Below are 23911 nucleotides of genomic sequence, written 5' to 3'. Positions count from 1 at the left end.
GTCCAGCGCTCTACCCTGCCCGTCTTGCGCGGCAAGATCCAAGGCTCGACGAGCCGTCGATTTTCCGCGATGGATTGCCACGCGGCGCCTGCTGTGTAGACTGTCTGCACCTCTGGCTAACTGCCTGATTTGGAGACTTTCCTTGGCGCTGAAGCACGTCCTCCTGGCCTCTACCCTGTCGATCGCGGCGCTTGCCGCCCCTGCGCTCAGTCGCAATCCGCAACAATCCACGCCTGCCGCACCCAGCGCCGACGCGACCCGCTATGGCAGCTGGGGCTTCGACATTGCCGGCATGGATCGCAGCGTGAAGCCGGGCGATGACTGGTATCGCTTCGTCAACGGGGCATGGACCGATCGTACCAAGATCCCGGACGATCGCTCGTCCTTCGGCGCCTTCGCGGTGCTGCGGGACCTGTCCGAAATGCGGCTGCGCAGCCTGATCGAAGGCTATAGCGCCACCGACGCCGCGAACCCGGACCGCCGCAAGGCGGCCACCCTGTACCGGGGCTTCATGGACGAGGCGGCGATCGAAAAGCTGGACGCCCAGCCGCTGCTGCAGCGGCTCCAGCCGGTGATGGCCGCCAAGACCAAGGCCGCGCTGGCGCAGCAGATGGGCGCATCGATGGGCGGGTTCGGCGCCAGCTTCTTCGGCGTCGGCGTGAGCGACGATGCCAAGCAGCCGGACACCTATGCGCTGTACCTGCGCCAGTCGGGCCTGGGGCTCGGTGATCGTGATCTCTATCTCGATCCCAAATTTGCTCCGCAGGTGGCGCGCTACCGCCAATATGTCGCGCAGCTGCTCGGCATGGCAGGCTGGCCCGATGCGGCAGCCGCGGCCGACAAGGTGGTGGCGATGGAAACGCGCATCGCCGAGGCGCACTGGACCCGCGCACAGAGCCGTGACCGCGACAAGACCTACAACCCCGTGACGATCGCCGAACTGAAGGCGCGGGCACCGGGCTTCGCCTGGGATCCGTTCTGGCAGGCGGCCGGGCTCACCAGGGCCAGCCGGGTGATCGTCGCGCAGAACAGCGCCGTGCCCAAGATCGCGCAGGTCTTCGCCGATACCGATCTTGAGACGCTGAAGGCGTGGCAGGCCTTCCGCATCGCCGACGACATTTCGCCGCTTCTCTCCAAGCGCTTCTCCGACGCCCAGTTCGACTTCCGCTCGAAGTTCCTGAACGGTCAGCCCAAGGAGCGCGAGCGCTGGAAGCGCGCCGTTTCCTTCACGGAGCGGGCGATCGGCGAAGGCGTGGGCCGCGATTATGTGGCGCTCTACTTCCCGCCCGAGAGCAAGGCCAAGATGGACGTGCTGGTCGGCAATCTGCGCGTCGCGCTCGCCGGCCGCATCAAGAATCTTGCCTGGATGAGCCCCGCGACCAAGGAGCAGGCGCTTGCCAAGCTCCAGGGCTTCACCGTGAAGGTGGGGTATCCGACCAAGTGGCGCGACTATACGGCGCTGGAGGTTCAGCCCGGCGACCTCGTCGGCAATGCGGAGCGCGCCGGCAAGTTCGAATGGGACTATCGCCGCAACCGGCTGGGCGGCCCGGTCGACAAGGCCGAGTGGGGCATGACGCCGCAGACGGTCAATGCGTACTACAACTCGGTCAAGAACGAGATCGTGTTCCCGGCGGCCATCCTGCAGCCGCCCTTCTTCGATCCCAAGGCGGATGATGCGGTCAATTATGGCGGCATCGGCGGCGTGATCGGGCACGAGATCAGCCATGGCTTCGACGACCAGGGTCGCAAGTCCGACGGCAATGGCGTGCTGCGCGACTGGTGGACGAGCGAGGACGCGACAAAGTTCGAAGCGCAGGCGGTGCGGCTGGGCGCGCAGTATGAGGCCTATACGTTCGAAGGCCTGCCGGGCCTGCACATCAACGGCCGCGCCTCGATGGGCGAGAATATCGGCGACCTCGGCGGCGTGATGATCGCACTCGACGCCTATCATGCCTCACTGGGCGGCAAGCCGGCGCCGGTGCTCGACGGCTTCACCGGCGACCAGCGCTTCTTCCTCGGCTGGGGTCAGGTGTGGCGGACGCTCTTCCGCAACGAAGCGCTCCGCCAGCAGCTGGTCAGCGATCCCCATTCGCCGGGGCAGATCCGCGCGGTGAACCCGCTGCGGAACGTCGACGCCTGGTATGCTGCCTGGAACATCGATCCCAGCCAGAAGCAGTATCTGGCGCCGGCGGATCGCGTTCGGATCTGGTGATCGGAAGGAAAGAAGGCGGCCGGAGGATTGGTCCTCCGGCCGCCCTCTTGAGGAAACGTCAGAAGTCGATCCGCACCGAGGTGCTGATCGTGCGGCCGTTGATCGAACGGGCACGAACGATGCCGTTCGCGGGGATCGCGCCCTCTTCCGCTTCAGTGAAGCCGCGCACGTTGAACAGGTTGTTCGCGTTCAGCGAAACCAGCAGCTTCGGGATGGGCCGGAACTGGGCGAAGGCGTTGACCTGGGTATAGCCCGGCAGCTTGAGCTGGTTGTTGTCCTGCGCATAGCTGCTGGTGGTGCCGACCACGTTCGCGCCGATCGACGCGCGCCCGAGCTCTACCTGCGGCGTGGCCTGGAAGATCAGATTGGCCTGGCGACGCGGCGTGTTGCCGACCACGCCCGGGTTCAGCGCATCGGCGACGATCCGGGAATGGGTCCAGGTGGCACCGGCCGTCAGGCTGAACGGCCCCTGGCGGACCGCACCATCGAACTCCAGCCCATAGGCGCGATAGGTGCGATCGATGAACACCTGCCGCGTCGCCTCGTAATTCTGCTCCTCGGTGCGCGCCCAGAAGCCGGTGAGGTTGAGCGTCAGCGGGCCCTGGCGATACTTCACGCCGACCTCGGCCTGGTTGACGAAGTCGACCGCGGCCGCCTCGCTCACCAGATGGCCATCGGAGGTGCTCACCGCCGGGCCGAACAGCAGGCGATCGGCATTGGCGCGACCGCCGCGGCTGTAGCGCGCGAACACCGACATATAGTCGACGAAGCGGTAGTTGATGCCGGTCGAGTAGCTCCAATAGTGATAGTTGTAGTTTACCGGCGCGGGGCTGGTCAGCGGAATCACCGCAACCCGCGTCTCGGCATCGGAAATCACGCCGTCGCCGTTGATGTCGCGGCTGGCCGTGCCGACCCGGCCGCCGCCAAGATCTGCGCCCGCGATCGAACCGCTGGCATCGCCGAAGTCATAGCGTACGCTGCCGCCGATGGAGACCTTGCCGACCTGATAGTTGAGCGAGGCGAACGGCGCGTTGACGTTGTAGTCGACAGCGTAGCTGCGCCGGCAGCAGCCGCCGAAATAGGCCGCGCTATAGCCGTAGAAGCCGTCCTGCGTCACCGCCGTGCCGTTCGCGCGGCGGACATTGACCAGCGCCGCCTCGCCGCCCCCGCGCACATCGGTAAGGATGGAGGTCCACAGCCAGTCGGTATCGATGGTCTGGCGCGACTTGTAGAAGCCGGCCGTCGCGGTCAGCTTGCCGGTGCCGAGGTCGAACGCCCGGCTCGCGCGCAGATCGTTGGTGATGTTGTCCAGGCTGTTGAGCTTGGTATCGAATACCACAATCTGCGCCAGCAGCCCGTTGCCGTTCAGCCCGGCAAGGTTGCTGATCGCCCGGCCCGCATTGGGGCCGCTGGCATAGGCCAGCGTCGCCCCTGCCCCGCCCATCGACGTCGCGATGCTGCTCGCGGAATCCACATTGGCCGGGAAGTTCGAGATGAAGCGGCCGGAGATGTCCGAATAGCGGAAGCGATCGGTGATCGTCCAACCGGCGAGCAGCGTCTCGGCCTCGAAGCCGATTGACTTGACCAGCGGGTGCTGGCCGTCGCGCACATCGTCGGTCACCAGATTGTTGTTGCCGTCCAGCGTCACGTTGCGGGTGAAGTTGGGCGTCAGCAACTGGTCGCGGTTGGAGCGGAAGTTCGGCAGGTCCTGATAGGTCGGGTTGCCGTTGGTGCCGGTCACCCGCACCGGCATCGGCAGGTAGCCGACCGCGCGATCGTCAAGGAACTTGCCGTAGATCCGGATATGGCCGCCGGTGAAGTCCTTGGTGACGTTGAACTTGAACTGGCCGCCCTTGTTGCCGTCATAGCCGATGCGGCGCGGGCCGGTGCCCTGGCGGTAGAAGCCGCCCATGTGGAAACGCAGGCTATCGCTCAGCTTCGCGCCGTAATCGAAGTCGAGGCGATAGTCCTTGTAGTCGAGGCCGGCGGTCGCCTGCACCGCGCCGCCTTCGACGTCGCCGGTCTTCGAGATCATGTTGATCACGCCGCCGGGCGAGTTCGACGCGAAGGTCGATGCCGAGCCGCCGCGGATCGATTCCACCTGCGCCAGATTGAGGTCGGCGCGCAGGAAGATGTCCGCATTGCCGAAGGTGATGTCGCCGAATTCGAGCACCGGCAGCCCATCTTCCTGCAGCTGCAGGAACTTGGCGCCGCCCGAGGCGATCGGCAGGCCGCGGATCGAGATATTGGCGTTGCCTTCGCCGCCGGAGCTTTCCGATCGGATGCCGGGCAATGTGCGGAAGATCTCCGCGACCGAACGCGGCGCGGCCTTCTGGATGTCGTCCGCCTTCAGCGAGCTGGTCGAAATCGCGGTGTCGAGGCGATCGCGGCCGCGCGCGACGGCCGTGACAACGATCTCGGTATATTCCTTGGCTTCGGATTCCTGGCCCGGTGCCGCATCCCCCGGCGGGGCGGTTTCCTGTGCGAACGCGGGAAGCGCGGGAACGGCGAACATGCTGCCGATCAGCAGCAGGCGGCGGAAATGATTGGCGCGCACAGACGTGGCCATGAGCCTCTCTCCCTGAACCGGGTCCTCCTTCTTGGAACCCTTCAGCTTCCCGTATATGCCGCATTACAATCGATTGCAACAAGTTCCGTAATTGTGCGTATCGGTGTGTGCTTGCGGATTGCCGCCGCAAAGGCCAGACTCGCTTCCCGTGAGCCAAGATGCACCGCCTTCCGATCGGCCGGCCCGCACCCTCGCCGACCTCGCCCGCCTTGCCGGTGTGTCGACCGGCACGGTTTCGCGCGCGCTCGCGGGCAGTAGTCTGGTCAACCCCGAAACGCGCCAGCGCATCCAGGCGCTTGCGGCCGCGCACGACTTCCGCGTCAACCAGATGGCCCGCCGATTGCGCACGCAGAAGACCGGCGTGGTCGGCGTGGTGGTGCCGCTCGGCCATGAGCGTCGCCAGCACCTTTCCGACCCCTTCTTCATGACGATCCTCGGCCATCTGGCCGATGCGCTGACCGAGAATGGGTATGACGTGATGCTGTCGCGCATCATTCCCGACGCAGCGGACTGGCTGGAGCGAATCGTCGATTCCGGCATGCTCGACGGTGTGCTGCTGATCGGCCAGTCGGACCAGATGGAAGCGATCGAGCGGGTTGCCCGGCGCTATCGCCCGCTGGTTGCCTGGGGCAGCCGCGTGCCGGGGCAGGTCCATTGCACCGTCGGCACCGAGAATGTCGCCGGCGGACGAATGGCTGCCGAGCATCTGATCGCCCGTGGGGTGCGGCGCATCGCCTTTCTCGGCGAGATCCGCGCGCCGGAGCTGCGCGAGCGCTACGAGGGGATCTGTGCCGCTGCCGCCGCCGCCGGGCTGCCCGCACCGCTCCAGCTCGACACGCATCTCGCCTCGGACATGATGGAGCAGGAAATCGCCGCCCATCTTACCCGCCATCTGGATCGTATCGACGGAATCGCCGCTGGATCGGACATGATCGCGATGACGACGCTGCGGGTGCTTGCCGACCAAGGGATGGCGGTGCCGAGCGACGTGCCGGTGATCGGCTATGACGATCTGCCGCTCGGCCTGCAGACCGTGCCGCGCCTCACCACCGTCCGGCAGGACATCGCCCGCGGCGCCCGCGCGATGGTCGAGCGTCTGTTCGCACGGATTGCCGGACAGGAGGCAGGCCCGCTCGTCATGCCGCCGGAACTGGTGGTGCGGGACTCGGCCTAGGGCGCCAGCGTCACCCGCTGGCCCTCAAAGGCGAGGCGGAAAGACGGCGCGGGTACGCCGCCGAAGATCCGCCGACGTTCGGACGGGTTGGCCAGTCGCTCTGCCGCTGCTGCCCCGACGCCGGGATAATCGACGAAGCTGAGTACCTCGCCCTCCCCGGTGACCCACCAGCAATAGGCCTGGGTGGGCGCTTCCGCTGGATTGCCGGCGACCAGCCCGGTGCCGTTCACCGGACGCCACGGACCCGCCATGGAGTCCGCGACCATCGCATAAAGGCCGGTGGGCGCCGCGATCCCTTCGGCGAAGCGGCGGCCCTGCGTGCTCCAGAAGCAGAAATAGTGGTGGTCCCGGACAACGATGTGCGGGCGCTCCAGCTCGCTGTTGACGCCGATCGCGGCGACCAGCGGCGCCTCGAGCCGCCACGCGCCCTTGTCCCGTCGCGCCATACCGATCACGCCGTTCACCCGCGCGTCGCTCCAGGCGGCGTTGGCAGTGAACAGGACGTATTCGGCCCCATCGGCCGGGTCGCGGAAATAGCCGGGATCGCGAAAACCCTGGATGCCGTGCGGCGGCGCGACGATTTCGTCGGCCACCGTGTACCAGGCGCCGTCGGCGACGACGATCTCCTCGGGCGTGCTCCACCCACCCAGCACGGGGGTGTCACCATCGACGCGGAAGCTGCCGCGGCTGACGAACAGCCGCTGCGCATAGGTGGGCGCCGCCTCGCCGCGCCGCCCGGCGGCGGTGAAATACTGGGCCAGCGTCCCGTCCTCGTCCTCGAGGATCGCCGAGCCGGACCATTCGCGCGAGCCTGGGGTGAAGCCATCGGGGAAGGCATCGCCGTGATCGCGCCATCCGTCCTCACCGTGGCTGGTCAAGCGAATGCGGGCAAGGTCGTGGCGGCCTTCGGGATCGGCGAGCCGGGGTGCCGCGAGGAAGAACCACCAGCTGCGTCCCCCGTGCCGCACGGTGCTGCCGTCGCGGCGGGCGATCGGCCACATGTCCCACAGGTCCATGCCCGCGAAGGGTGCGGTGACGCCCTGCGGCAGCAACGGCAGCGCCGCGCCCGATTGCGTCGCGACGCCTGCTACGGCCGCGCGCGTCCATTCCGACCGCGCCTTCATGCCGCTTTGCACTCCCGCACGGTCCACACGGCGAGCGCAGCGCAGAACAGCAGCACGCCGCAAAGACGCAGCACGTTCCGCGCGTCCCCGCCGAGCACCGGCGCGTACAGAAACGGCAGGGTGATCGAGAAGAGCAGCATGGGGATGACGATCATCATGTTGAAAATGCCCATATAGACCCCGGTCCGCTCGGGCGGGATCGATCCGGCGAGGATGACATAGGGATTGCCCATCATGCTCGCCCAGCCAAGTCCCAGCCCGATGGCGGGAATGAACAGCATCGCCTTGTCCTGCACCTGCGGCAGCCACAGCATGCCGATGCCGGCGCAGACGAGGCAGACCGCGTGCAGCCGCGCGGCGCCGATCTTCCGCGCGATCGGCACCATCGCGAAGGCGGCGACAAAGGCGACGGCGTTGTAGAAGGCGGCGATCTCGCCGTTGGTAAGCACCGCGGCGCGGAAGCCGGGCGCGGCCGAATCCGCCGTGCCATAGACCGAACGGGCGACGGCGAGGATGACATAGGTCCAGTACGCCATCATCGCGTACCATTGGAACAGGCTCATCAGGGCCAGCTTGCGCATGGCCGGCGGCATGTCGCGGATGGCCGAACCGATTTCCGCCAGCGTCGCCCGCACCGACTTGGGCTGGGCCGCGATATGGGCGCGCTCGGCGGCGGTCAGCGGCAGCTCCGGCACCCGCAGCACCGACCACAGGATCGTACCCAGCGCCAGCACCGCGCCGACCATGAACGCCACCCGCGCGGTGTAGGGGATGTGGTGCGCATCCACCCAATCCTGGTTCATCCCCGCCCACACGAGCAGCGACGGCGTGAGGAACGCCAGCATCTGGGCAAGACCGGTAAAGGCGCTCTGCGTCAGGAAGCCGAGACCATGCTGGCTGGCATCCAGCCGGTCCGACACATAGGCGCGATATGGCTCCATCGTGATGTTGTTGCCGGCATCGAGCAGCCAGAGCAGCGAAACTGCCATCACGATCGAGCTGCTGAGCGGCATGAAGAACAGGCCAAGCGAGCACAGCACCGCGCCGACGAGGAAATAGGGGGTGCGGCGGCCCCAGCGGCTGGCCGTCCGGTCGCTCATCGCGCCGATGATCGGCTGGACGAGCAGCCCGGTCATCGGGCCTGCAAGCTGCAGCAGCGGCAGCGACGCCTCGGACGCGCCGAGATAGGAGTAGATCGGGGCCATGTTGCCCTGCTGCAGCCCGAAACTGAACTGCAGGCCGAGAAAGCCGAGGTTCATTTCCAGGATGCGCCACAGCGACAGGCGCGGCTTGCCATCAGCAGGGTTCATCGTCGCGCCTCTCCACCCGGCCCGTCTGTTCTATCCTGCCTTTATGGAACGTTATGCGCCAGGAAGCAACAATCGATTGCAACAATGATGAAGCCAGGCGCCGCGCATGCAAAAGGGCGCCCGCGATCGCGAGCGCCCTTCGCTAGGGCCCGCCGCCTGCGTGGGAACGGCGGGAACCCGGACCGGAAAGCTCCGGAATTACATCCCGTTGTGCAGATTGGTGTCCGCGTCGTGGGTGCGCATGTCCTTGGCCTTGGCGTCGCCTTCGGCCCGCACGGCATCGGCCTGGTTCTGCAGATTGTCCTGCGCCGCATCGGTGGTGGCGTTGCTGGCAACCGCTTCGATGTTGTCGGCGACGTTCTCGGCATTCGCCTCGATGTTGTCAGCCGCCTGTTCGCGCGGGGTGTTGTTGCACGCCGAGAGCGCGATCAGGCCGGCAGCGGCGCCGAGCACGAGCATCTTCTTCATCATCTTTGCCCTTTACGTTGGTACAGTCGAAAATTCGTTGGCGGAAAAGCGTTGGGAGCGGAAATCGACAACGTGACGCTTTGTTCCGACGCTGTAACGCGAACGAGACGAATCGAGTGCGCCGCGGAAAGCCAAAGCCCTCCAGCCGATCGGCGATTTGTCGGGTATCGCCGCCTAGCGGTCGGCGAGCGCGCGCTGCAGCGAGTCGGCGCCATCGAAGCGTTCTGCACCCAGGAAGATCACCGGCGTGGTGGCGACGCCGAACTTCGCCTTCACGGCTTCGACCTCGTCGCGCGTGCGGAGCACCTGATCGTCGATCTCATAGCCGCGCTCGAGCAGCAACTCGCGAGCCCGCACGCCGAACGGGCACACATGATCCGGCAGCACCATCCGGTACAGGGTCGCGCGCTTCTCGTCTGCCATGGCAATCTCCTTGCAATGCAAATGCTTGGAAGCCGCACAGGTTGCGACGGTCAACTGCGCAGGAAGAGATTGCGAAACCACACCGGGCCGCTGCGCGCGGCGGCGGCGCGCCAATCATCTGCTTCCTCTTCGGGATCGTAACGGCGCGGATCGAACAGCTTGATCCGCACGCCGCGATAGGCCGCGGCGTCATAGGTGACCAGCGTCAGCGCATGTTCGAGCGCGGTCGCCGCGATCAGCGCGTGCCGATCGCTTGCCAGTGCCACGTGACCGCGTCTGCGCGCCACGGCCGTGTCTACCGGAAGAAGGTGCGTTCCGAAGGCGGGCACCAGCTGGTCGTCGATCCAGCGGCGGATCGCCGCAGCCCCCTCTCCCCGAGGCGCATTGGCTGCGAGCGCCTCGATTTCGGCAAGCGCCAGCGCGGAGGCGAACAACTGCTCGCGCGGCACCCCGCCGGCCCAGGCGGCAAGGCGGGGATCTCCGCCGCCGCTACGCGCCTTGCGCAGATCGAGCAGTACGGGCGTATCCAGCAGGTACATTCACCAGCGGCCGGCTGCGGCGTCGATGTCGAACGGCTCGGCTGCGGCCAGTGCATCGACGATGCTCTCGCGCTCGCCGCTGAAGGCGCGGAAGCTGGCGATGCTCATCAGCACATGGGTGGGCTTGCCGCGATCGGTGATGAACACCGGCTCCGTGCGAGCGAATCGCTTCGCGGCGCTCACGTCCTGGTTGAATTCGCGGCTGCTGATCACCTTCATTGCGGGGTCCCGGAGGCAGATTTGATAGCGCTACAATGTAGGTACGTACCTAGCTTGTGGAGCCGCGGCAACACTCGCTCGGCCGCACGCCGAAAAGTGCATGCCGGCTTGCGATCCGCGCTTGCCGAGCGCTGTGCGACCGTCTCCCTAGGGGCTCGTGCCGGCGCAGCAGATGCCGGGCGCACGAGGGGATCTGACCGAATGAACGAGCTGCTGACCGGCGCCTGGCACGCGCTTACCGACGTCCTGAACCCGCACGGACCGGCCGTGCACGCGGCCAAGACCTATGCCCCTGGCGATTTCAGCATTCATTTCTTCCTGCAGCTGGCGATCATCCTGTTCGCCTGCCGGGTGGTAGGGTGGATCGGGCAGAAGTTCCTGAAGCAGCCACAGGTAGTGGGCGAGATGATCGCAGGCGTTGTGCTTGGGCCGTCGCTGCTTGGCCTGTTCTTCCCGGACCTGCAGCTGGCGGTCTTTCCCAAAGAAACGCGCAACGTCCTCTATGCCGGCGCGCAGCTCGGCGTGGGCCTCTACATGTTCATGGTGGGGCTGACGCTGCGGCTCGACCATTTCCAGTCCAAGGCGAAGAGCGCGGCAGGGGTCTCAGCTGCCGGCATCGCCGCCCCCTTCCTGCTGGCGGCGCTGATCACACCCAGCCTGCTTACCGTGCCCGGGCTGTTCACGCCGGGCATCAGCCAGGCCAACGCGACGCTGTTCATGGGCGCGTGCATCGCGCTTACCGCCTTTCCGATGCTGGCGCGCATCATCAACGAGCGCGGCCTCGCCAACTCCGCGCTCGGCACGCTGTCGCTGACCGCCGGCGCATTCGACGACGCCGCCTCCTGGTGCGTGCTGGCCCTGGTACTGGCGACCTTCGGTGCAGGCCCGGGCGTGGCGGTGCTCGCGATCGGTGGCGCGGCCGTTTACACAAGCTTCATGCTGCTGTTCGGCCGGCGCCTGCTCGCGCCCCTCGGCCGCATCGTCGAGGCCCGCGGCGAGATGACCACGCCAATCCTTGCCGTCACGATGATGCTGTTCTGCATGTCCGCCTTCTTCATGGACGCGATCGGCATCCACGCGATCTTCGGTGGCTTCCTGATGGGGGTCTGCATGCCGCGCGGGCTGTTCGTAGAGGAGCTGAAGCGCAAGGTGGAGCCGCTCGCCGTCGTGCTGCTGCTGCCGATGTTCTTCACTTATTCGGGGCTCAACACCCGGATGGACATGGTCAATTCGCCGTCGCTGCTGCTCGTCGCACTGGGCATCCTGGCCGTGTCGGTGCTCGCCAAGTTCGGTGCCTGCTGGGCGGCGGCGCGGATCGCCGGCGAGGACAATCGCACCGCGCTCGGCATCGGTGCGCTGATGAACTCGCGGGGACTGATGGAGCTGATCATCATCAACATCGGCCTGCAGAAGGGCATCATCGGCCCGACGCTGTTCTCGATGCTCGTCCTGATGGCGATCATCACCACCGTCATGGCGACCCCGCTGTTCGAGGCGGTCTACGGCCGCAAGGCGCGGGAGAGCGGCGAGCTCGACGCAATCGACGGGCAGCTGGCGACCGTCTAGCCGGCCAATTGGCGGATCAGCTCACGATGACCGGGCAGATCCGCCACCGCCTGCGCGCCGAAGCTACGGATGCGCGCGAACTGACGCGCGGCGGCCTCGGCATGCGGAAACCCTTCCCGTGCAGCGGTGAGGTCGGTGCGGAAGTCCATCCCGTACAGGATGTACTGATAGTTGAAGAAGGCGAAACTCTCCACGTCGAGCAGGAAGTCGAACCGGCTCGGCGGGCGGTGTCGCCATTGGTCGAGCAGCGCCTGCAGCGTCTCCGGGATCGAAGCCGGATCGCGATTGTCCCGCCAGAACGGCTCGTCGCGGCGGCTGAGGCAGTAATGAAGCTTGAGGAAGTCGACGATCCGCTCGTAGCGCGCGGTCATCAGCGCATTAAAGCGGGCGGCGGGCGCATCGACTGGCCCGGCATGCGGAAACAGCTCTGCGATCATCGCCGCCGCCGCTTCGATCAACACCACGCCGGTTGCCTCTAGCGGTTCGAGGAAGCCGCCGGAAAGCCCTACCGCCACGCAGTTCTTCACCCAGGGTTGGCGGCGATAGCCGGGCTCGAAGGGGATCAGCCGCGCTTCGTGCGCAGCGCCGCCAAGATGCGCGTCGAGGATCTCCGCCGCACGGGCGTCGTCCAGATGCGCCGAGGAATAGACGCAGCCGATCCCGCGGGCATGCTGCAGGCCGATGTTCCAGGTCCAGCCGCCTTCGTGCGCTGCGGCGACGGTGGTCGTCGCGATCGGCGCTTCGGGATCGGCATAGGGCAGCTTGCAGGCAAGCGCGCGGTCGGTGAACAGCTGGTGGCGCACCGAGGTGAAGGGCGCGCCCAGCGCCTTCCCGATCAGCGCCGCGTCGAAGCCCGAACAGTCGACATAGAGATCGGCGGTGAGGCTGCCATGCTCGCGCGTATCGATCCGGTCGATCGCACCTTCGCCATCGGTGTGGGCCGAGAAGACCTCCCCCTCCAGATGCGTCACGCCGAGTTCGATCGCCCGCTCGCGCAGCAGCTGCGCCAGCCGTACCGCATCGAAGTGATAGGCATAGGTGAGCGGCCCGCCGAACCCCGCCTCCTCCACCCGCTTCGGCGCACGTCCCTGCGCGGCAACCCGGTTCTGGATCGTCATCGCTTCGGCGAACGGCGCCCGCCGCCCCTCGGGTTGGAGCAGCCAATAGGGCACCAGCCCCGCGCCCTCGGTGTGGAAAGGCGCCTCGAACGGGTGCAGGAACTGGTGCCGCGTGCCGTCCGGCCGCGGCGCATGCAGCCAGTCGTCGAAGCGGATGCCCTGCTTGAAGGTGGCGCTTGCGCGTCGCACGAAGCTGCGCTCGTCGATGCCGAGGAACTGCAGCGTCTCACGGATCGTCGGGAAACCACCTTCCCCTACGCCGACGATGCCCAGCGCAGGTGATTCCAACAGCGTGATCGCGAAGCGCTGCTGCTGCGCGATGCCAAGATAGCGGGCGAGATAGGCGGCAGTAAGCCAGCCCGCCGTGCCGCCACCCAGGATCAGGATCCGCCGCATGGGGTTCATGGGTTCTTGCTAGGCCGCGCCGTGGATTCGGGCAATGGTGGTAGACCCGCGAAAGCATTTGCGTCCGTCCCGAGGCTGCGCTTAGTCGGACAAATAAACGCGGGGAGAAGCAGCATGGCGATCAGGACGTTCACAGGCATGGCCGCGCTGTTGCTTGCATCGGCGAGCGTGCAGGCCGCGCCTCGCGATCCGCTTGCGCCCACCGGACGCTGGTCCGCCAACACCGATGGCCGCGCGCCCACTCCGCCGATGGGCTGGAACAGCTGGAACGCCTTCGCGACGGATGTCGATGAAGAGAAGGTGCTCGCCTCGGCACAGAAGATCGTCGATACCGGCCTCGCGGCGAAAGGATATCGCTACATCAACCTTGACGAAGGCTGGTGGGACCATCGCCGTGCCGACGGCCGGATGCTGGTCCGCGTGGACAAGTTCCCCTCCGCCCGCACGCCCGACGGCGCGACCTCGTTCAAGCCGTTGACCGAAAGGCTGCACGGAATGGGCCTGAAGGCGGGAATCTACACCGATCTCGGCCGCAACACCTGCGCCCAGGCCTATGGCCCCAACGAGCCCAACCTGCCCCGCGGCAGCGTCCTCGAACGCGAAGTGGGGCTCTACGGCCATATCGAGCGGGACATCCCGCTCTATTTCGGCGAATGGGGCTTCGATTACATCAAGATCGACGGCTGCGGCCTGCGCGCCTATGGCGAGGACAGCCCGCTGGTCCGTGCGGGCCGCTATCGCGCGCTTGCGCCCATCCTGGATCTGGAAAGTGTCAACCGCTCGAACATCCCGGCAGTTCGGGCGATGTTCGAGCAGGTGAAGGCCGCGCTGGTGCGCGCCGATCCCGATGGCGACTACCTCCTGTCGCTGTGCATCTGGGGATCGGCCGACGTGCGCAGCTGGGCGAAGGACGTGGGCAATATCTACCGCACCAGCGATGACATCACGCCGCACTGGACGCGCCTTCTCACCAATTTCGATACTGCGGCGCGACGCCCGCTCTATGCGCATCCCGGCTCGTGGAACGACCCCGACATGCTGTTCATCGGCAAGGGCGAATTCGACGCGAACCATCTCACCGAGGCGCGCTCCCACTTCGCGCTCTGGGCGATGGCATCGGCGCCGCTGCTGATCGGCGCAGACCTGCGCACCACGCCGCAGGCGCTGATGGATATCTTCGGCAATGCGGCGCTGATCGCGATCGACCAGGATCCTGCCGGCAATCAGGCAGTCCTCGCCTTCGACAGCGACGATTTCCAGATCCTCGTCAAGACGCTGGCGGACGGGGACAAGGCCGTCGCGCTGTTCAACCGAACCGCCGCGCCGATGGAGGCGACCCTCACCGCGCAGCATCTGAAACTGCGCGACGATGCGCCCATTGCATTAACCGACTTGTGGCGTGGAGCCGAGTCCAGCTTCCGGAGGGAAGCGGCGTTCAAGCTCGCGCCCCACGAGACGCTGGTGTTTCGCGCCAAGGGCACGCGGCTACTCGCCGACGGCTTCTATCTCTCGGAGTTGCCCGGCAGCGTGAACCCCGCCGTGGACGGCGTGACCGCACCGATGGCCGATCCGACGATCCATCGGGCTGTCGTTGCGTGGAGCGGCACGCGCGGCGCCGGGCAGCGGCCGCTCTACGCGGGCTGGGGCGGCGCGCAGGCCGACGCCACGCCCTATGGACGCGAACTCGCAGTCGCGGGCAAGCATTTCACAGCGGGGCTTGGCGTGCTTGCCAATTCGCGGCTCGAGGTGCGCAATGCCGGCTACCGCCAATTCACGGTTTCGGTCGGCGTCGATGACTCGGCCACCGATCCGACGCGCCGCGTCACCTTCCAGATCTATGGCGACCGGCGCCTGCTCGGCACCAGCAAGCCGGTGCGGCGAGGTGCCGCGGCGCTGCCCCTCACCGTTGATGTCAGCGGCGTGAAGCTGGTCGAGCTTGTCGCGCGATCGACCGGGGCGGTCAACGAGAAGCTGCCGCTCGTGTGGGGCGACGCTGCCTTCCATCGCTGATTGGAACGATAGCGAAATCAACTACTAAGCTGCTGCGCGTCGTTGGACTCGACTTGTCTCGCCCCGGGATCCCGCCTATCGTGGATCAGTTTCCGGGACAGGTCGTTCTGCTTCCCCAATGAGGCTTCAGCAGACATGATCCCGGATGACCTTCCCCCGGCGCTCCGCGACTATTTCGAGAGTTCGCCGGTCGCGCTCTCGCTTGGCGAAGCGGCGGGCGATCATTCGCTGCTGCTCACCAACCAGCGCTTCCGCGACCTGACCGGCTATGCATCGAGCGAGATCGTCGGCCAGAACTGCCGCTTCCTTCAGCGAAAGAGTGAAAATAGCGAGGCGCGCACCCGCATCCACGCCTTTCTCGGCGACGATGCCCAGACCAGCGTCCGCACCGCAATCGTGAATTTCCGCAAGGACGGCACGCCGTTCGTCAACCTGCTCTACATGTCCAAGCTGCGCGCGCTCACCGGCGAGGCGCGGTATATCTTCGCCTCGCAGTTCGACGTCAGCCGCACCCAGCCCGAGCGGCTGACCGATTATGACGCGGCGCTTGGACACACGATCGCCCGCCTTGGCTCCGTGGTGGCGGACAGCGGGATCGCAGTCGAGGGGACGCTGATTACCATCGCGAACACCGCAGCGACGATCGCGCAGGCGAAGATGACGCTGTCCGACCTCGACACGAGCAGCTTCCTGTGAACGCGCCGTTCGACGCGAAAGCCGCCACGCTGCCGGTGGTGGGGATCGGCGCCTCCGCCGGCGGGCTGGAAGCGCTGCGCGAAATGCTCGCGCCTGCGCAGGCGCCTACCGGCATGGCTTTCGTGATCGTCCAGCACCTCGACCCGAACCATGAAAGCATGCTGGCGCAGCTGCTCGACCGCCAGACCAGCCTGGAAGTGCTCCAGTGCGAAGGCGGCGAGCAGATCGAGGCGGACAAGGTCTATATCATCCCCCCGGGCCACGGCCTGGTGATCCGCGGCGGCAGGCTGGAGCTGACCGATTTCGCCCAGCCGCGGGGCTTGCGCCGCCCGATCGACGACTTCTTCCTCTCGCTCGCGGCCGACCAGCAGGGCAACGCCGCGTGTGTGATTCTCTCGGGCACCGGCGCCGACGGCACGATCGGCCTGCGTGCGGTGAAGGAACATGGCGGCGTCTGCCTGGTGCAGGAGCCCGAAAGCGCCCGGTACGACGGCATGCCGCTCTCGGCGGTGGGCACCGGCCTCGTCGACTTCGTCAAGGCGCCGCGCCAGATGCTCGATTGCCTGCAGGCGTTTTTCCACCGCACCGGCGGCGGCGAGCAGCAGCAAGAGGCTTCCCTGGTCGCCGACCATGTCGACGAGTTGTGCAAGGTGCTACGCACCGCCGTCGGCCACGACTTTTCCGGCTACAAGCGCACCACGCTCGTACGCCGGATCGAGCGGCGGATGCATGTCCTCGGCATGACGAGTGGTCGCGCCTATCTCGCCCGTGCCAAGACCGACACGGACGAATGCGAGGCGCTGTTTCGCGACCTGCTGATCAACGTTACGCGTTTCTTCCGCGATGCCGACCTGTTCGACCGGCTGCGCACCCAAGTGATCGAGCCGCTGATGCGCAGCTGGACCGGCGAGGAGGACATCCGCGTCTGGATCCCGGGCTGCTCCTCGGGCGAGGAAGCCTATAGCATGGCGATGCTGTTCGCCGAGGCTGCGCGCAAGCTGGCCCTGCCGTCCACCGGTGTGCAGATCTTCGCAACAGACATCGACGAGCAGATGCTCCAGATCGCGCGCAACGGTGTCTACCCGGCATCGGCGCTGATCGACCTGCCGCCGGCGATGCGCGAGCGCTACACGCTGCCCCACAGCGAGCGCTTCCAGATCGTGCCGCAGATCCGCGACATGATCCGCTTCTCCAACCACAGCCTGGTCAAGGATCCGCCTTTCTCGCGGATTGACCTGGTATCCTGCCGCAACCTGCTGATCTATTTCGACGATCGCCTGCAGCAATCGGTCATGCCGCTGCTCCATTACGCGATCCGGCCGGAGGGCTATCTGTTTCTCGGCCCTTCGGAGACGATCGGGCGGTTCGAGCACCTCTTCCCTGCAATCGACCATCAGGCGCGGATCTTCCAGCGCTCGCCGGGCGCGCCCAACTACCCGATTGACCTGCCGGGCAGCGCCCGCGCACGCAGCCCGCGCGAGGAACGGCACGAGCGCCAGTCGGGCCGCGTGGGCGCCGAAGAGACCGCGGCGGTCCGGAGGCTGATTGATCGCTATGCGCCTGCCAGCATGGTGCTCGATCAGGAGGGCGTGATCATCGCCGCCTATGGCCGGCTCGGCCGCTATTTCGATTTCCCCGTCACGCGCACGGGCGGATCGAGCGCGATCGGCCTCGCCCGCCCCGGTCTTCGCAACGTGCTGGGGCCGCTGCTCCGCGCCGGGCGCGACCAGCGCAAGCGGGTGGTGGCGCGCGACGTAACGGTCGAATCCGAATATGGCGCCCAGGCGATTGACGTGGTGTGCGATCCGCTGCCCGATGGCACGCTGCTGTTCGTGTTTCGCGAGACAGCGCCGTTCCGCCCCGCGCTCGACGAGGACGCTGCCGAACTCGATGCAGGCGACGACCATCTCGATGCGCTCGAGGACGAGCTTCGCGTCACGCGCCACCGCCTGCGCACCACCGTCGAGGAACTGGAGACCGCGAACGAGGAGCTGAAGAGCTCCAACGAAGAAATGATGTCGATGAACGAGGAGCTCCAGTCGACCAACGAGGAGCTTTCCACCGTCAACGACGAGCTGAAGAGCAAGGTGGATCAGCTCACCGTCGCCAATTCGGATCTCCGCAACTTCTTTGAATCAACCGATCTCGCCGTGGTGGTGCTCGATGCCGAGCTGCGCATCCGCAGCTTCACCGAAGCGGCAACCGCACTGTTTCCGCTGCAGCCGAGCGATCGCGGCCGCCCCCTTGCCGACGTTGCCAGCCGGCTGGCAGGCCACGACTATCTGGCCGATGCGCGGGCGGTGATCGCCGGCGCGGACCCCCTCCAGCGCCGGGTGAGCACCCAGGACGGCAGCCGCACCCTTTCGATGCGCACCCTGCCCTATCGCGCGCAGAACGGCACGACCGACGGCGCCACGCTGGTGCTGACCGACATCACCGATGCGCTTTCGCTCGAACGCGCGCTGGCGGCCGAACGCGAGCGGCTCGACATGGCGATCCGCGCGGGCGGCATCGCGGTGTGGGAGTATCGCGTCGATACCGGCGAGACCGTGGTCGACGATCATGCGCGCCATGTGCTCGGCATCCCCACCAGCGTCCCCCTCGACGATCCCGAGGCGCGGCTCGATCGGCTGCATCCAGAGGACCGCCCGACCTTCGACCTGGAACTGGCGCAGGTGATCGCCGAAGGCGGCGATCTCGAGATCAGCTACCGCATCCTCGACGGCGAGGAGGTTCGCCGGATCAAGACGTTCGGTCGCCTGGTGGAGGGTGCCGGGCCGCGCCGGCTGGTCGGCGTTTCGATCGACGTCACGCCCGAATATGCGCTGGCGGAAACGCGCGAGCTGATGCTGCGCGAGATGAACCACCGCGTGAAGAACCTCTTCGCGATCGTCAGCGGGATGATCTCCGCCGGCGCGCGCAGCCATCAAGACGTGACCCGCTTCGCCAACGACATGCGCGAGCGGATCGCGGCGCTCGGACGCGCCCATTCGCTCGCGGCGCCTGCGGGTGCGGTGCAATCGATCGAGCTTGCCGATCTGGTGGAGGCGACGCTTGCACCATATCGGGACCATGCCACGATCGAAATTGACGGCCCAAGCGTGAAGATTCATCGGACCTGTTTGTCGCCCTTTGCGTTGATGCTGCACGAATGGGCGACGAACGCGGTCAAATACGGGGCACTTGGTGCAGGCGACGGGGAACTCTCCGTGGTCTGGCAAGCCGTGCCCGACGGCGTACGGCTCGACTGGCGCGAGACGGGAGATCGGCCCGTTTCGGTGGAGTCGGGCACCGGCTTCGGCACGATTCTGGTACAAACCTCGTCACGCCAGCTTGGCGTAACGGTCACCCGATCGGCGGAGGACCATGTCTTCGCCATCCAAATCCATCTGCCTGCGAAAGTGCTTGCGAATGACGAAGACGGTGATGCTCATCGAGGATGAGCTGTTCGTGGCGCTGGATGTTCAGGACGTGGTGGAAGAAGCCGGCTTTGCGGTGGATGGCCCCTATGTCTCGGTTGCCGAGGCGCTGCAGGCAGTGGCGAACCATCTCCCGGGATGCGCGATCCTCGACGTGCGACTGACCGATGGCGAGGTATTCCCCGCCGCGGACGTGCTGCGCGACGCTGGCGTGCCGATCATCTTCCATTCGGGCCATGCAGACGCCACGTCGCTCCGGGGCCGCTATCCGCAGGCGCTGGTGTGCTCCAAGCCCTGCTCGCCGAGCGCGTTGCGCGCTGCGGTGGAGACCGTGTTCGGGCGCTGATCGCGTGGTGGCGTGCCCGCCATGGCAGCGGGCGGGGTGGGCGCCCTAGTGCAAGTGCGAGCCAGCTCGTCTACCGCAAGCGGATGGGCAGGGTTGGCGATCGTATCGCGGGAACAGCATCGGCGTTGCAGAGTGGGCTCCGCCTTCTCGTGCTCGGCATCTGCGCTTCGCTGCTGCTTTCGGGCGGTGCCCGAGCCGCGGCGGCGGATCGGCCGCTCGCCGAACTGCGGCACACCCGCTGGACGCTACGCGACGGGGCGCCCTCCAACATTCGCGCGATCGTGCAAGGCCGGGACGGCTTTCTGTGGCTCGGCACCGCGACCGGGCTGTACCGGTTCGACGGCATTCGCTTCGAGCGCGTGACTCCCCTGCAGGACAACCGCCGACGCTCGCTGCAGATTACCGCGCTGCTCGCCGCCCGAAACGGCGACCTGTGGGTCGGCTTTGACTATGGCGGCATTGCGGTTCTGCGCGGCGGAAAGCTTCGCGACGCCAACCCTTGGAAACCGAGCGGCGGGGTCGACGCGATCGTCGAGGCGCGCGACGGCTCGATCTGGGTCAGTGCCGACAGCCGCGGCGAGTTCCAGCTGTCGCGCCTCCGGAACCGGGGCTGGACGAAGATCGGCGCGGCGCAAGGCTTTGCCGGCGGGCCGATGGGGCCGCTTCTGGCCGCCACCGATGGCAGCATCTACGTCTCCTCGCCGCCCGCCGTGCTGGTGATGCGCCCGGGCGCGGCGCGGTTCGAGCGGCTGCCGGTCCGCGCCGCCAGCAGCGCAGCGCTGGCCGAGGATCGGCAGGGACGGATCTGGATCGGAGACAACACCGGTCTGCGCCGGATCGACGGGACGGGTGCGACCCTACCGCTGGGCAGCGCCAACACGCCCTATGTGCGCCGCGGCATGCGGTTCGATCGCGGCAACAAGCTGTGGGTGACGGGACTGGACGAGGGCCTTGCCCGCTTCTCGCTTGACGAACGTCGCGGCGCGCGCGCCGAGCATCTCGGCGCCTCCCAGGGCCTCACCTCCTCGCTCACCGTCGCCATGGCGCAGGACCGCGAGGGCAATGTGTGGATCGGCACGGAGTCGGGGCTGGATCGCTTCTCCGCCAGCAATATTCTCCGCATCGCGTCCAACGACGCCCTGGTGACCGGGTTCGTGCGGAGTGCCGACGGCAATGCGCTGTTCATTGCCGGGCTCGCCGGCGTCTATCGCATCGGAGCGGGCACCGCCGCACCCGAGCTGGTGTTCGCCAAACAGTCGATCGGCGTACTTTGTGGCGATGATCGCCGCCTGCTCACCTTCAGCCTGATCGGCAACTTCCTTCTCGAGCTGGACAGGGGCCGGCTGCAGCGTGTCGTCAAGGTCGGCGATCCGCTGTCGGTGGTGTGTGCGCTCGATGGGCAGGGCGATTTCTGGTCCGGAATGGACAAGGTCTACCGGCTATCCGGCAACCGCCTTGTTCCCGCTCCCGGCGAGGGTGGCCTGCGCACCGGCACGGTAAGCAAGCTGCTCCCGTTCGGGGATGGGCTGATCGTAGGCCGCGCCAGCGGGGGCCTTCGCCTGTACCGCGGCGGGCGAGAGGTGCTGCTCTGGCCGCGCGAGGCACAGAGGATCGGCGCCTCGACCAGCCTGCAGGTGGACGGGAAACGCCTTCTCGTCGGCGGCGAAGCCGGGCTTGCCCGTTGGGACGGGCGACAGCTCGCCCAGCTCACTGCCCGCGATTATCCGTTCCTCACCGGCATCATGGGGATCCGCCCGACCGCCGACAACCAGATCTGGCTGATCGGAAGCAACGGCATCCTGCGGGTCTCGCGCGCGGCACTCGACGCCGCCTTCGCCCGGCCGGGCACGCCGCTGCCGATCGAGCGTTTCGGCTATTACGAGGATTTTCGCGCGCGCTCCAACCTCAACGTGATGCTGGGGAGCGACATCGCCGAAGACGCCACGGGCCGGCTGTGGTTCGCGACGAACCGGGGCCTTGCCTGTATCGACGTTGCCGACATTGCCCGGAACGGCCTTGCGCCGCCCGTTGTCATCCGGGGTGTTACCGCCAACGCAAGCAGCTGGGATGTGAGCAGCGGCCGCGTCGACCTTCCTGCCGGCACCGACCAGCTGGTGATCGACTATACCGCGCTCAGCCTCACCGATCCGCAAGCGAACCGATTCCGCTATCGCCTGGAAGGCGCGGACAAGGACTGGAACGATGTGCAGGACCGCCGCGAAGCGCTCTACACCAATCTGGCGCCGGGCAGCTATCGCTTCCATGTCATCGCGGCGAACAACGACGGGCTGTGGAACACGCAGGGAGCGACGCTCGTGCTGCGCATCGCCCCGCGCTTCTACCAGACCTGGTGGTTCGCGCTGGCGTGCGCGGTCGCCGCGGCACTGCTGCTGTGGCTGATGATCCGGCGCCGCCTGGCCGTCGTCGTTGCGCGCGCCCGGGTCGGGGTCCAGGCGCAGCTGGAGGAACGCCTTCGCATCGCGCGTGAGCTGCACGACACGTTGCTCCAGGGTTTCCAAGGGCTGATGCTGCACTTCCAGTCGGCGGTCGAGCAGCTGCCGCCCGAGAATGACGCGCGACGCCTGCTGGAGGGTGCACTGGATCGGGCGGACGACGTGCTGCTCGAGGGTCGCGAGCGGGTGCGCGCGCTGCGCGAAACCACCGGGCCGGTCGCGTTGCGCCCTCGGTTGGCGGCCGAGCTCGCCCCGATCCTCCAGGGCGCCCTGCAGCTCGACATCGAAGAGGTCGGCCGGATCCGCCCGCTATGCGCACCGGTGGCCGAGGAAATCGCCGCGATCGTTCGCGAGGCGGCAGCGAATGCGGTGCGACACGCGGATGCCAGCCGGCTGCGCCTTCAGCTGCGCTACGGGCGCGGACAGTTCCGCCTGATGGTGCGGGATGACGGGCGCGGCATCCCGGCGGATCGCCTGGGCGCCGCGGCGGCGGGGCGTTACGGCCTGATCGGCATGCGCGAGCGGGCGGAACGCCTCGGCGGACGCTTTGCCATCGCCGCCGATCGCGCGGGCGGCACGCGGCTGGAGATCCGCGTCCCCGGCAGGGCCGCCTACGCCTAGGCGCCGGTCACACGCGCGCAACCGAGGCGTGGATCGGCAGCAGCGCCGCGCCCAGCGCGGACCCTGCGCCGCCCAGCTCGGAAATCTCGATCGCGTATCGCCCCCAAGTTCGTGCTGCGACGTGATCGCCCCAGGTAATCGCGCGGCGGTTCAGCCGATCCGACAAGCCGCGCATGATGGCGGCGGGCAACGGGCTCATCAGCCGGATCGCGCCTGGATCGAACCAGGCGAGCGCCGAGTTGATCGTCTGGAGCAGCTGGTCTGCCGCGCGCTCCAGCCAGGCATCGATGGTGGACTCGTGGCCCACAATCGCGTCGGCGAAGTCCGCGAGCGATTCCACCCTGCAGCCGGCCGCCTGCAGCGTCGCGATCAGGTCCAGCGTCGTCGGGCGGGGACGATCGCCCGGATAGAACATGCCGATCTCCCCGGCCCCGCCCGATTCTCCGCGCATCAGCCGGCCTTCATGGACGATTCCGGCACCCACGCCGTGCCCGAGCAGGATCACCACGGCGGTAGTGCAGCGCCGAATCAACCCTCCCAGATAATATTCCGCCAGCGCCGCCGCGGTCGCGTCATTCTCCATCCAGATCGGCAGCCGCAGCGTATCCTCGAAAATCGTGCGTAGCGGCGCGTCCTTCCATCCCGGCAGGTTGCGGACCACGTGCCAGCGGTTCCCGTCGGCCGACAGCGCGGGACCTGGCACACTGAAACCGACGCCATAGAGCCGGCTGCCGAGCAGGCGGTGCTCGATGGCGAGATCGTGGATGCGGCGATCGACATGGCGCGCGAAGTCGTGCGGATCGGTCGGCACCATCTTTTCCGAGGTCAGCGACACCACGCCTCCGGCATAATCGACCAGCGCGATTTCCAGCAGGCCGGCATAAATCGCCACGCCGACGGCATAGCCGCCGGCAGGGGAGATCCGCAGCGGTACCGTGGGGCGTCCCCGCCCTGCCAGCGCCTCGGCAGGCAGTTCCTCCACCAGCCCCTGCGTGATCAGCGCCTTGGTCAACTTGGAGACCGCGCCGTTGCTGATCTGCAGCGTCTCGGCCAGCGCTGATCGTGCTTGCGGCCCACGGGTCCGCAACTGCCAGAGCAGGCGCTTCTCTTCGTCGAGCAGAGGGATCACCGGATGTCTCATCTTCGGTAGCGAAATAGCAGGCTCAGCCCGACTTCACGATTAATTTCCCCAGAAATAAATAAATCTGTCATCCATGCCCCGCATCGGCCTGGCACGTT

Annotated in this window: 17 protein-coding genes; 8 read left to right on the top strand and 9 right to left on the bottom strand. The window is 67.0% G+C overall.

Features of this window, described 5'->3' with window-relative positions; translation table 11 throughout:
* Positions 1 to 142: 142 nt before the first annotated feature.
* Complete coding sequence (locus tag V7E00_RS17565) at positions 143 to 2212, top strand: M13 family metallopeptidase (RefSeq protein WP_333573947.1); 2070 nt, start codon at positions 143 to 145, stop codon at positions 2210 to 2212.
* Positions 2213 to 2270: 58 nt separating this feature from the next.
* Here V7E00_RS17565 and V7E00_RS17560 read toward each other — a convergent pair whose 3' ends face one another.
* Entirely contained in the window at positions 2271 to 4781 is a 2511-nt protein-coding gene (locus V7E00_RS17560; RefSeq protein WP_333573946.1) for a TonB-dependent receptor domain-containing protein, read from the bottom strand.
* A gap of 148 nt (positions 4782 to 4929) precedes the next feature.
* Here V7E00_RS17560 and V7E00_RS17555 point away from each other — a divergent pair, with 148 nt between their 5' ends.
* Complete coding sequence (locus V7E00_RS17555; protein ID WP_333573945.1) at positions 4930 to 5955, top strand: LacI family DNA-binding transcriptional regulator; 1026 nt, start codon at positions 4930 to 4932, stop codon at positions 5953 to 5955.
* Here V7E00_RS17555 and V7E00_RS17550 read toward each other — a convergent pair.
* The 6 genes from V7E00_RS17550 to V7E00_RS17525 all read right to left on the bottom strand — a co-directional run bounded on the left by V7E00_RS17550 (position 5952) and on the right by V7E00_RS17525 (position 10038).
* The gene (locus tag V7E00_RS17550; RefSeq protein WP_333573944.1) at positions 5952 to 7079 is read right to left on the bottom strand and encodes a glycoside hydrolase family 68 protein; all 1128 of its coding nucleotides are present in this window, start codon (positions 7077 to 7079) and stop codon (positions 5952 to 5954) included. The genes V7E00_RS17555 and V7E00_RS17550 overlap by 4 nt on opposite strands.
* Positions 7076 to 8389 (bottom strand): MFS transporter, encoded by a 1314-nt coding sequence (locus tag V7E00_RS17545; RefSeq protein WP_333573943.1) that lies wholly within the window; start codon positions 8387 to 8389, stop codon positions 7076 to 7078. The genes V7E00_RS17550 and V7E00_RS17545 overlap by 4 nt, the downstream gene beginning before the upstream one ends.
* A gap of 198 nt (positions 8390 to 8587) precedes the next feature.
* Complete coding sequence (locus V7E00_RS17540; protein ID WP_333573942.1) at positions 8588 to 8860, bottom strand: hypothetical protein; 273 nt, start codon at positions 8858 to 8860, stop codon at positions 8588 to 8590.
* Between the two features lie 171 nt (positions 8861 to 9031).
* Positions 9032 to 9280 (bottom strand): glutaredoxin family protein, encoded by a 249-nt coding sequence (locus V7E00_RS17535; protein ID WP_333573941.1) that lies wholly within the window; start codon positions 9278 to 9280, stop codon positions 9032 to 9034.
* 50 nt (positions 9281 to 9330) lie between these two features.
* Positions 9331 to 9819: a PIN domain-containing protein gene (locus tag V7E00_RS17530; protein WP_333573940.1), complete on the bottom strand. Its 489-nt coding sequence runs from the start codon at positions 9817 to 9819 to the stop codon at positions 9331 to 9333.
* On the bottom strand, positions 9820 to 10038 hold the full coding sequence (locus tag V7E00_RS17525; protein ID WP_333573939.1) for a type II toxin-antitoxin system Phd/YefM family antitoxin: 219 nt from the start codon (positions 10036 to 10038) through the stop codon (positions 9820 to 9822).
* Between the two features lie 201 nt (positions 10039 to 10239).
* On the opposite strand from V7E00_RS17525, the gene V7E00_RS17520 reads away from it, so the two are divergent.
* Positions 10240 to 11604 carry a cation:proton antiporter gene (locus tag V7E00_RS17520; RefSeq protein WP_333573938.1) on the top strand — a complete coding sequence of 455 codons (1365 nt, stop codon included), beginning with the start codon at positions 10240 to 10242 and terminating at the stop codon, positions 11602 to 11604.
* Here the strand turns inward: V7E00_RS17520 and V7E00_RS17515 are convergent.
* Positions 11601 to 13127 (bottom strand): tryptophan halogenase family protein, encoded by a 1527-nt coding sequence (locus V7E00_RS17515; protein ID WP_333573937.1) that lies wholly within the window; start codon positions 13125 to 13127, stop codon positions 11601 to 11603. The genes V7E00_RS17520 and V7E00_RS17515 overlap by 4 nt on opposite strands.
* 114 nt (positions 13128 to 13241) lie before the next feature.
* Between V7E00_RS17515 and V7E00_RS17510 the strand changes: the two genes are divergently transcribed.
* The 5 genes from V7E00_RS17510 to V7E00_RS17490 all read left to right on the top strand — a co-directional run bounded on the left by V7E00_RS17510 (position 13242) and on the right by V7E00_RS17490 (position 22672).
* Positions 13242 to 15137 carry an NPCBM/NEW2 domain-containing protein gene (locus tag V7E00_RS17510; RefSeq protein ID WP_333573936.1) on the top strand — a complete coding sequence of 632 codons (1896 nt, stop codon included), beginning with the start codon at positions 13242 to 13244 and terminating at the stop codon, positions 15135 to 15137.
* Positions 15138 to 15272: 135 nt separating this feature from the next.
* The gene (locus V7E00_RS17505; RefSeq protein WP_333573935.1) at positions 15273 to 15833 is read left to right on the top strand and encodes a PAS domain-containing protein; all 561 of its coding nucleotides are present in this window, start codon (positions 15273 to 15275) and stop codon (positions 15831 to 15833) included.
* Positions 15830 to 19276: a CheR family methyltransferase gene (locus V7E00_RS17500; protein WP_333573934.1), complete on the top strand. Its 3447-nt coding sequence runs from the start codon at positions 15830 to 15832 to the stop codon at positions 19274 to 19276. Before V7E00_RS17505 ends, V7E00_RS17500 begins: the two co-directional genes overlap by 4 nt.
* On the top strand, positions 19245 to 19598 hold the full coding sequence (locus V7E00_RS17495) for a response regulator (protein WP_333573933.1): 354 nt from the start codon (positions 19245 to 19247) through the stop codon (positions 19596 to 19598). Before V7E00_RS17500 ends, V7E00_RS17495 begins: the two co-directional genes overlap by 32 nt.
* A gap of 125 nt (positions 19599 to 19723) precedes the next feature.
* On the top strand, positions 19724 to 22672 hold the full coding sequence (locus tag V7E00_RS17490; protein ID WP_333573932.1) for a sensor histidine kinase: 2949 nt from the start codon (positions 19724 to 19726) through the stop codon (positions 22670 to 22672).
* A 7-nt stretch (positions 22673 to 22679) separates the two neighbouring features.
* Here the strand turns inward: V7E00_RS17490 and V7E00_RS17485 are convergent, their stop codons facing one another.
* The gene (locus V7E00_RS17485; RefSeq protein ID WP_333573931.1) at positions 22680 to 23801 is read right to left on the bottom strand and encodes an ROK family transcriptional regulator; all 1122 of its coding nucleotides are present in this window, start codon (positions 23799 to 23801) and stop codon (positions 22680 to 22682) included.
* Positions 23802 to 23911: the final 110 nt, after the last annotated feature.

The sequence above is a fragment of the Sphingomonas sp. genome (assembly GCF_036731925.1).
Taxonomy (GTDB): Bacteria; Pseudomonadota; Alphaproteobacteria; order Sphingomonadales; family Sphingomonadaceae; genus Sphingomonas.
This window is presented reverse-complemented; position numbering and strand designations above follow the sequence as displayed.

Bases quoted from the DNA above. Each gene is read 5' to 3' on its own strand.
- V7E00_RS17525 (WP_333573939.1), bottom strand. From the start codon at position 10,038: ATGAAGGTGATCAGCAGCCGCGAATTCAACCAGGACGTGAGCGCCGCG.
- V7E00_RS17495 (WP_333573933.1), top strand. From the start codon at position 19,245: ATGACGAAGACGGTGATGCTCATCGAGGATGAGCTGTTCGTGGCGCTG.
- V7E00_RS17510 (WP_333573936.1), top strand. From the start codon at position 13,242: ATGGCGATCAGGACGTTCACAGGCATGGCCGCGCTGTTGCTTGCATCG.
- V7E00_RS17530 (WP_333573940.1), bottom strand. From the start codon at position 9,819: ATGTACCTGCTGGATACGCCCGTACTGCTCGATCTGCGCAAGGCGCGT.
- V7E00_RS17520 (WP_333573938.1), top strand. From the start codon at position 10,240: ATGAACGAGCTGCTGACCGGCGCCTGGCACGCGCTTACCGACGTCCTG.
- V7E00_RS17535 (WP_333573941.1), bottom strand. From the start codon at position 9,280: ATGGCAGACGAGAAGCGCGCGACCCTGTACCGGATGGTGCTGCCGGAT.
- V7E00_RS17545 (WP_333573943.1), bottom strand. From the start codon at position 8,389: ATGAACCCTGCTGATGGCAAGCCGCGCCTGTCGCTGTGGCGCATCCTG.
- V7E00_RS17540 (WP_333573942.1), bottom strand. From the start codon at position 8,860: ATGATGAAGAAGATGCTCGTGCTCGGCGCCGCTGCCGGCCTGATCGCG.
- V7E00_RS17550 (WP_333573944.1), bottom strand. From the start codon at position 7,079: ATGAAGGCGCGGTCGGAATGGACGCGCGCGGCCGTAGCAGGCGTCGCG.
- V7E00_RS17560 (WP_333573946.1), bottom strand. From the start codon at position 4,781: ATGGCCACGTCTGTGCGCGCCAATCATTTCCGCCGCCTGCTGCTGATC.
- V7E00_RS17505 (WP_333573935.1), top strand. From the start codon at position 15,273: ATGATCCCGGATGACCTTCCCCCGGCGCTCCGCGACTATTTCGAGAGT.
- V7E00_RS17515 (WP_333573937.1), bottom strand. From the start codon at position 13,127: ATGAACCCCATGCGGCGGATCCTGATCCTGGGTGGCGGCACGGCGGGC.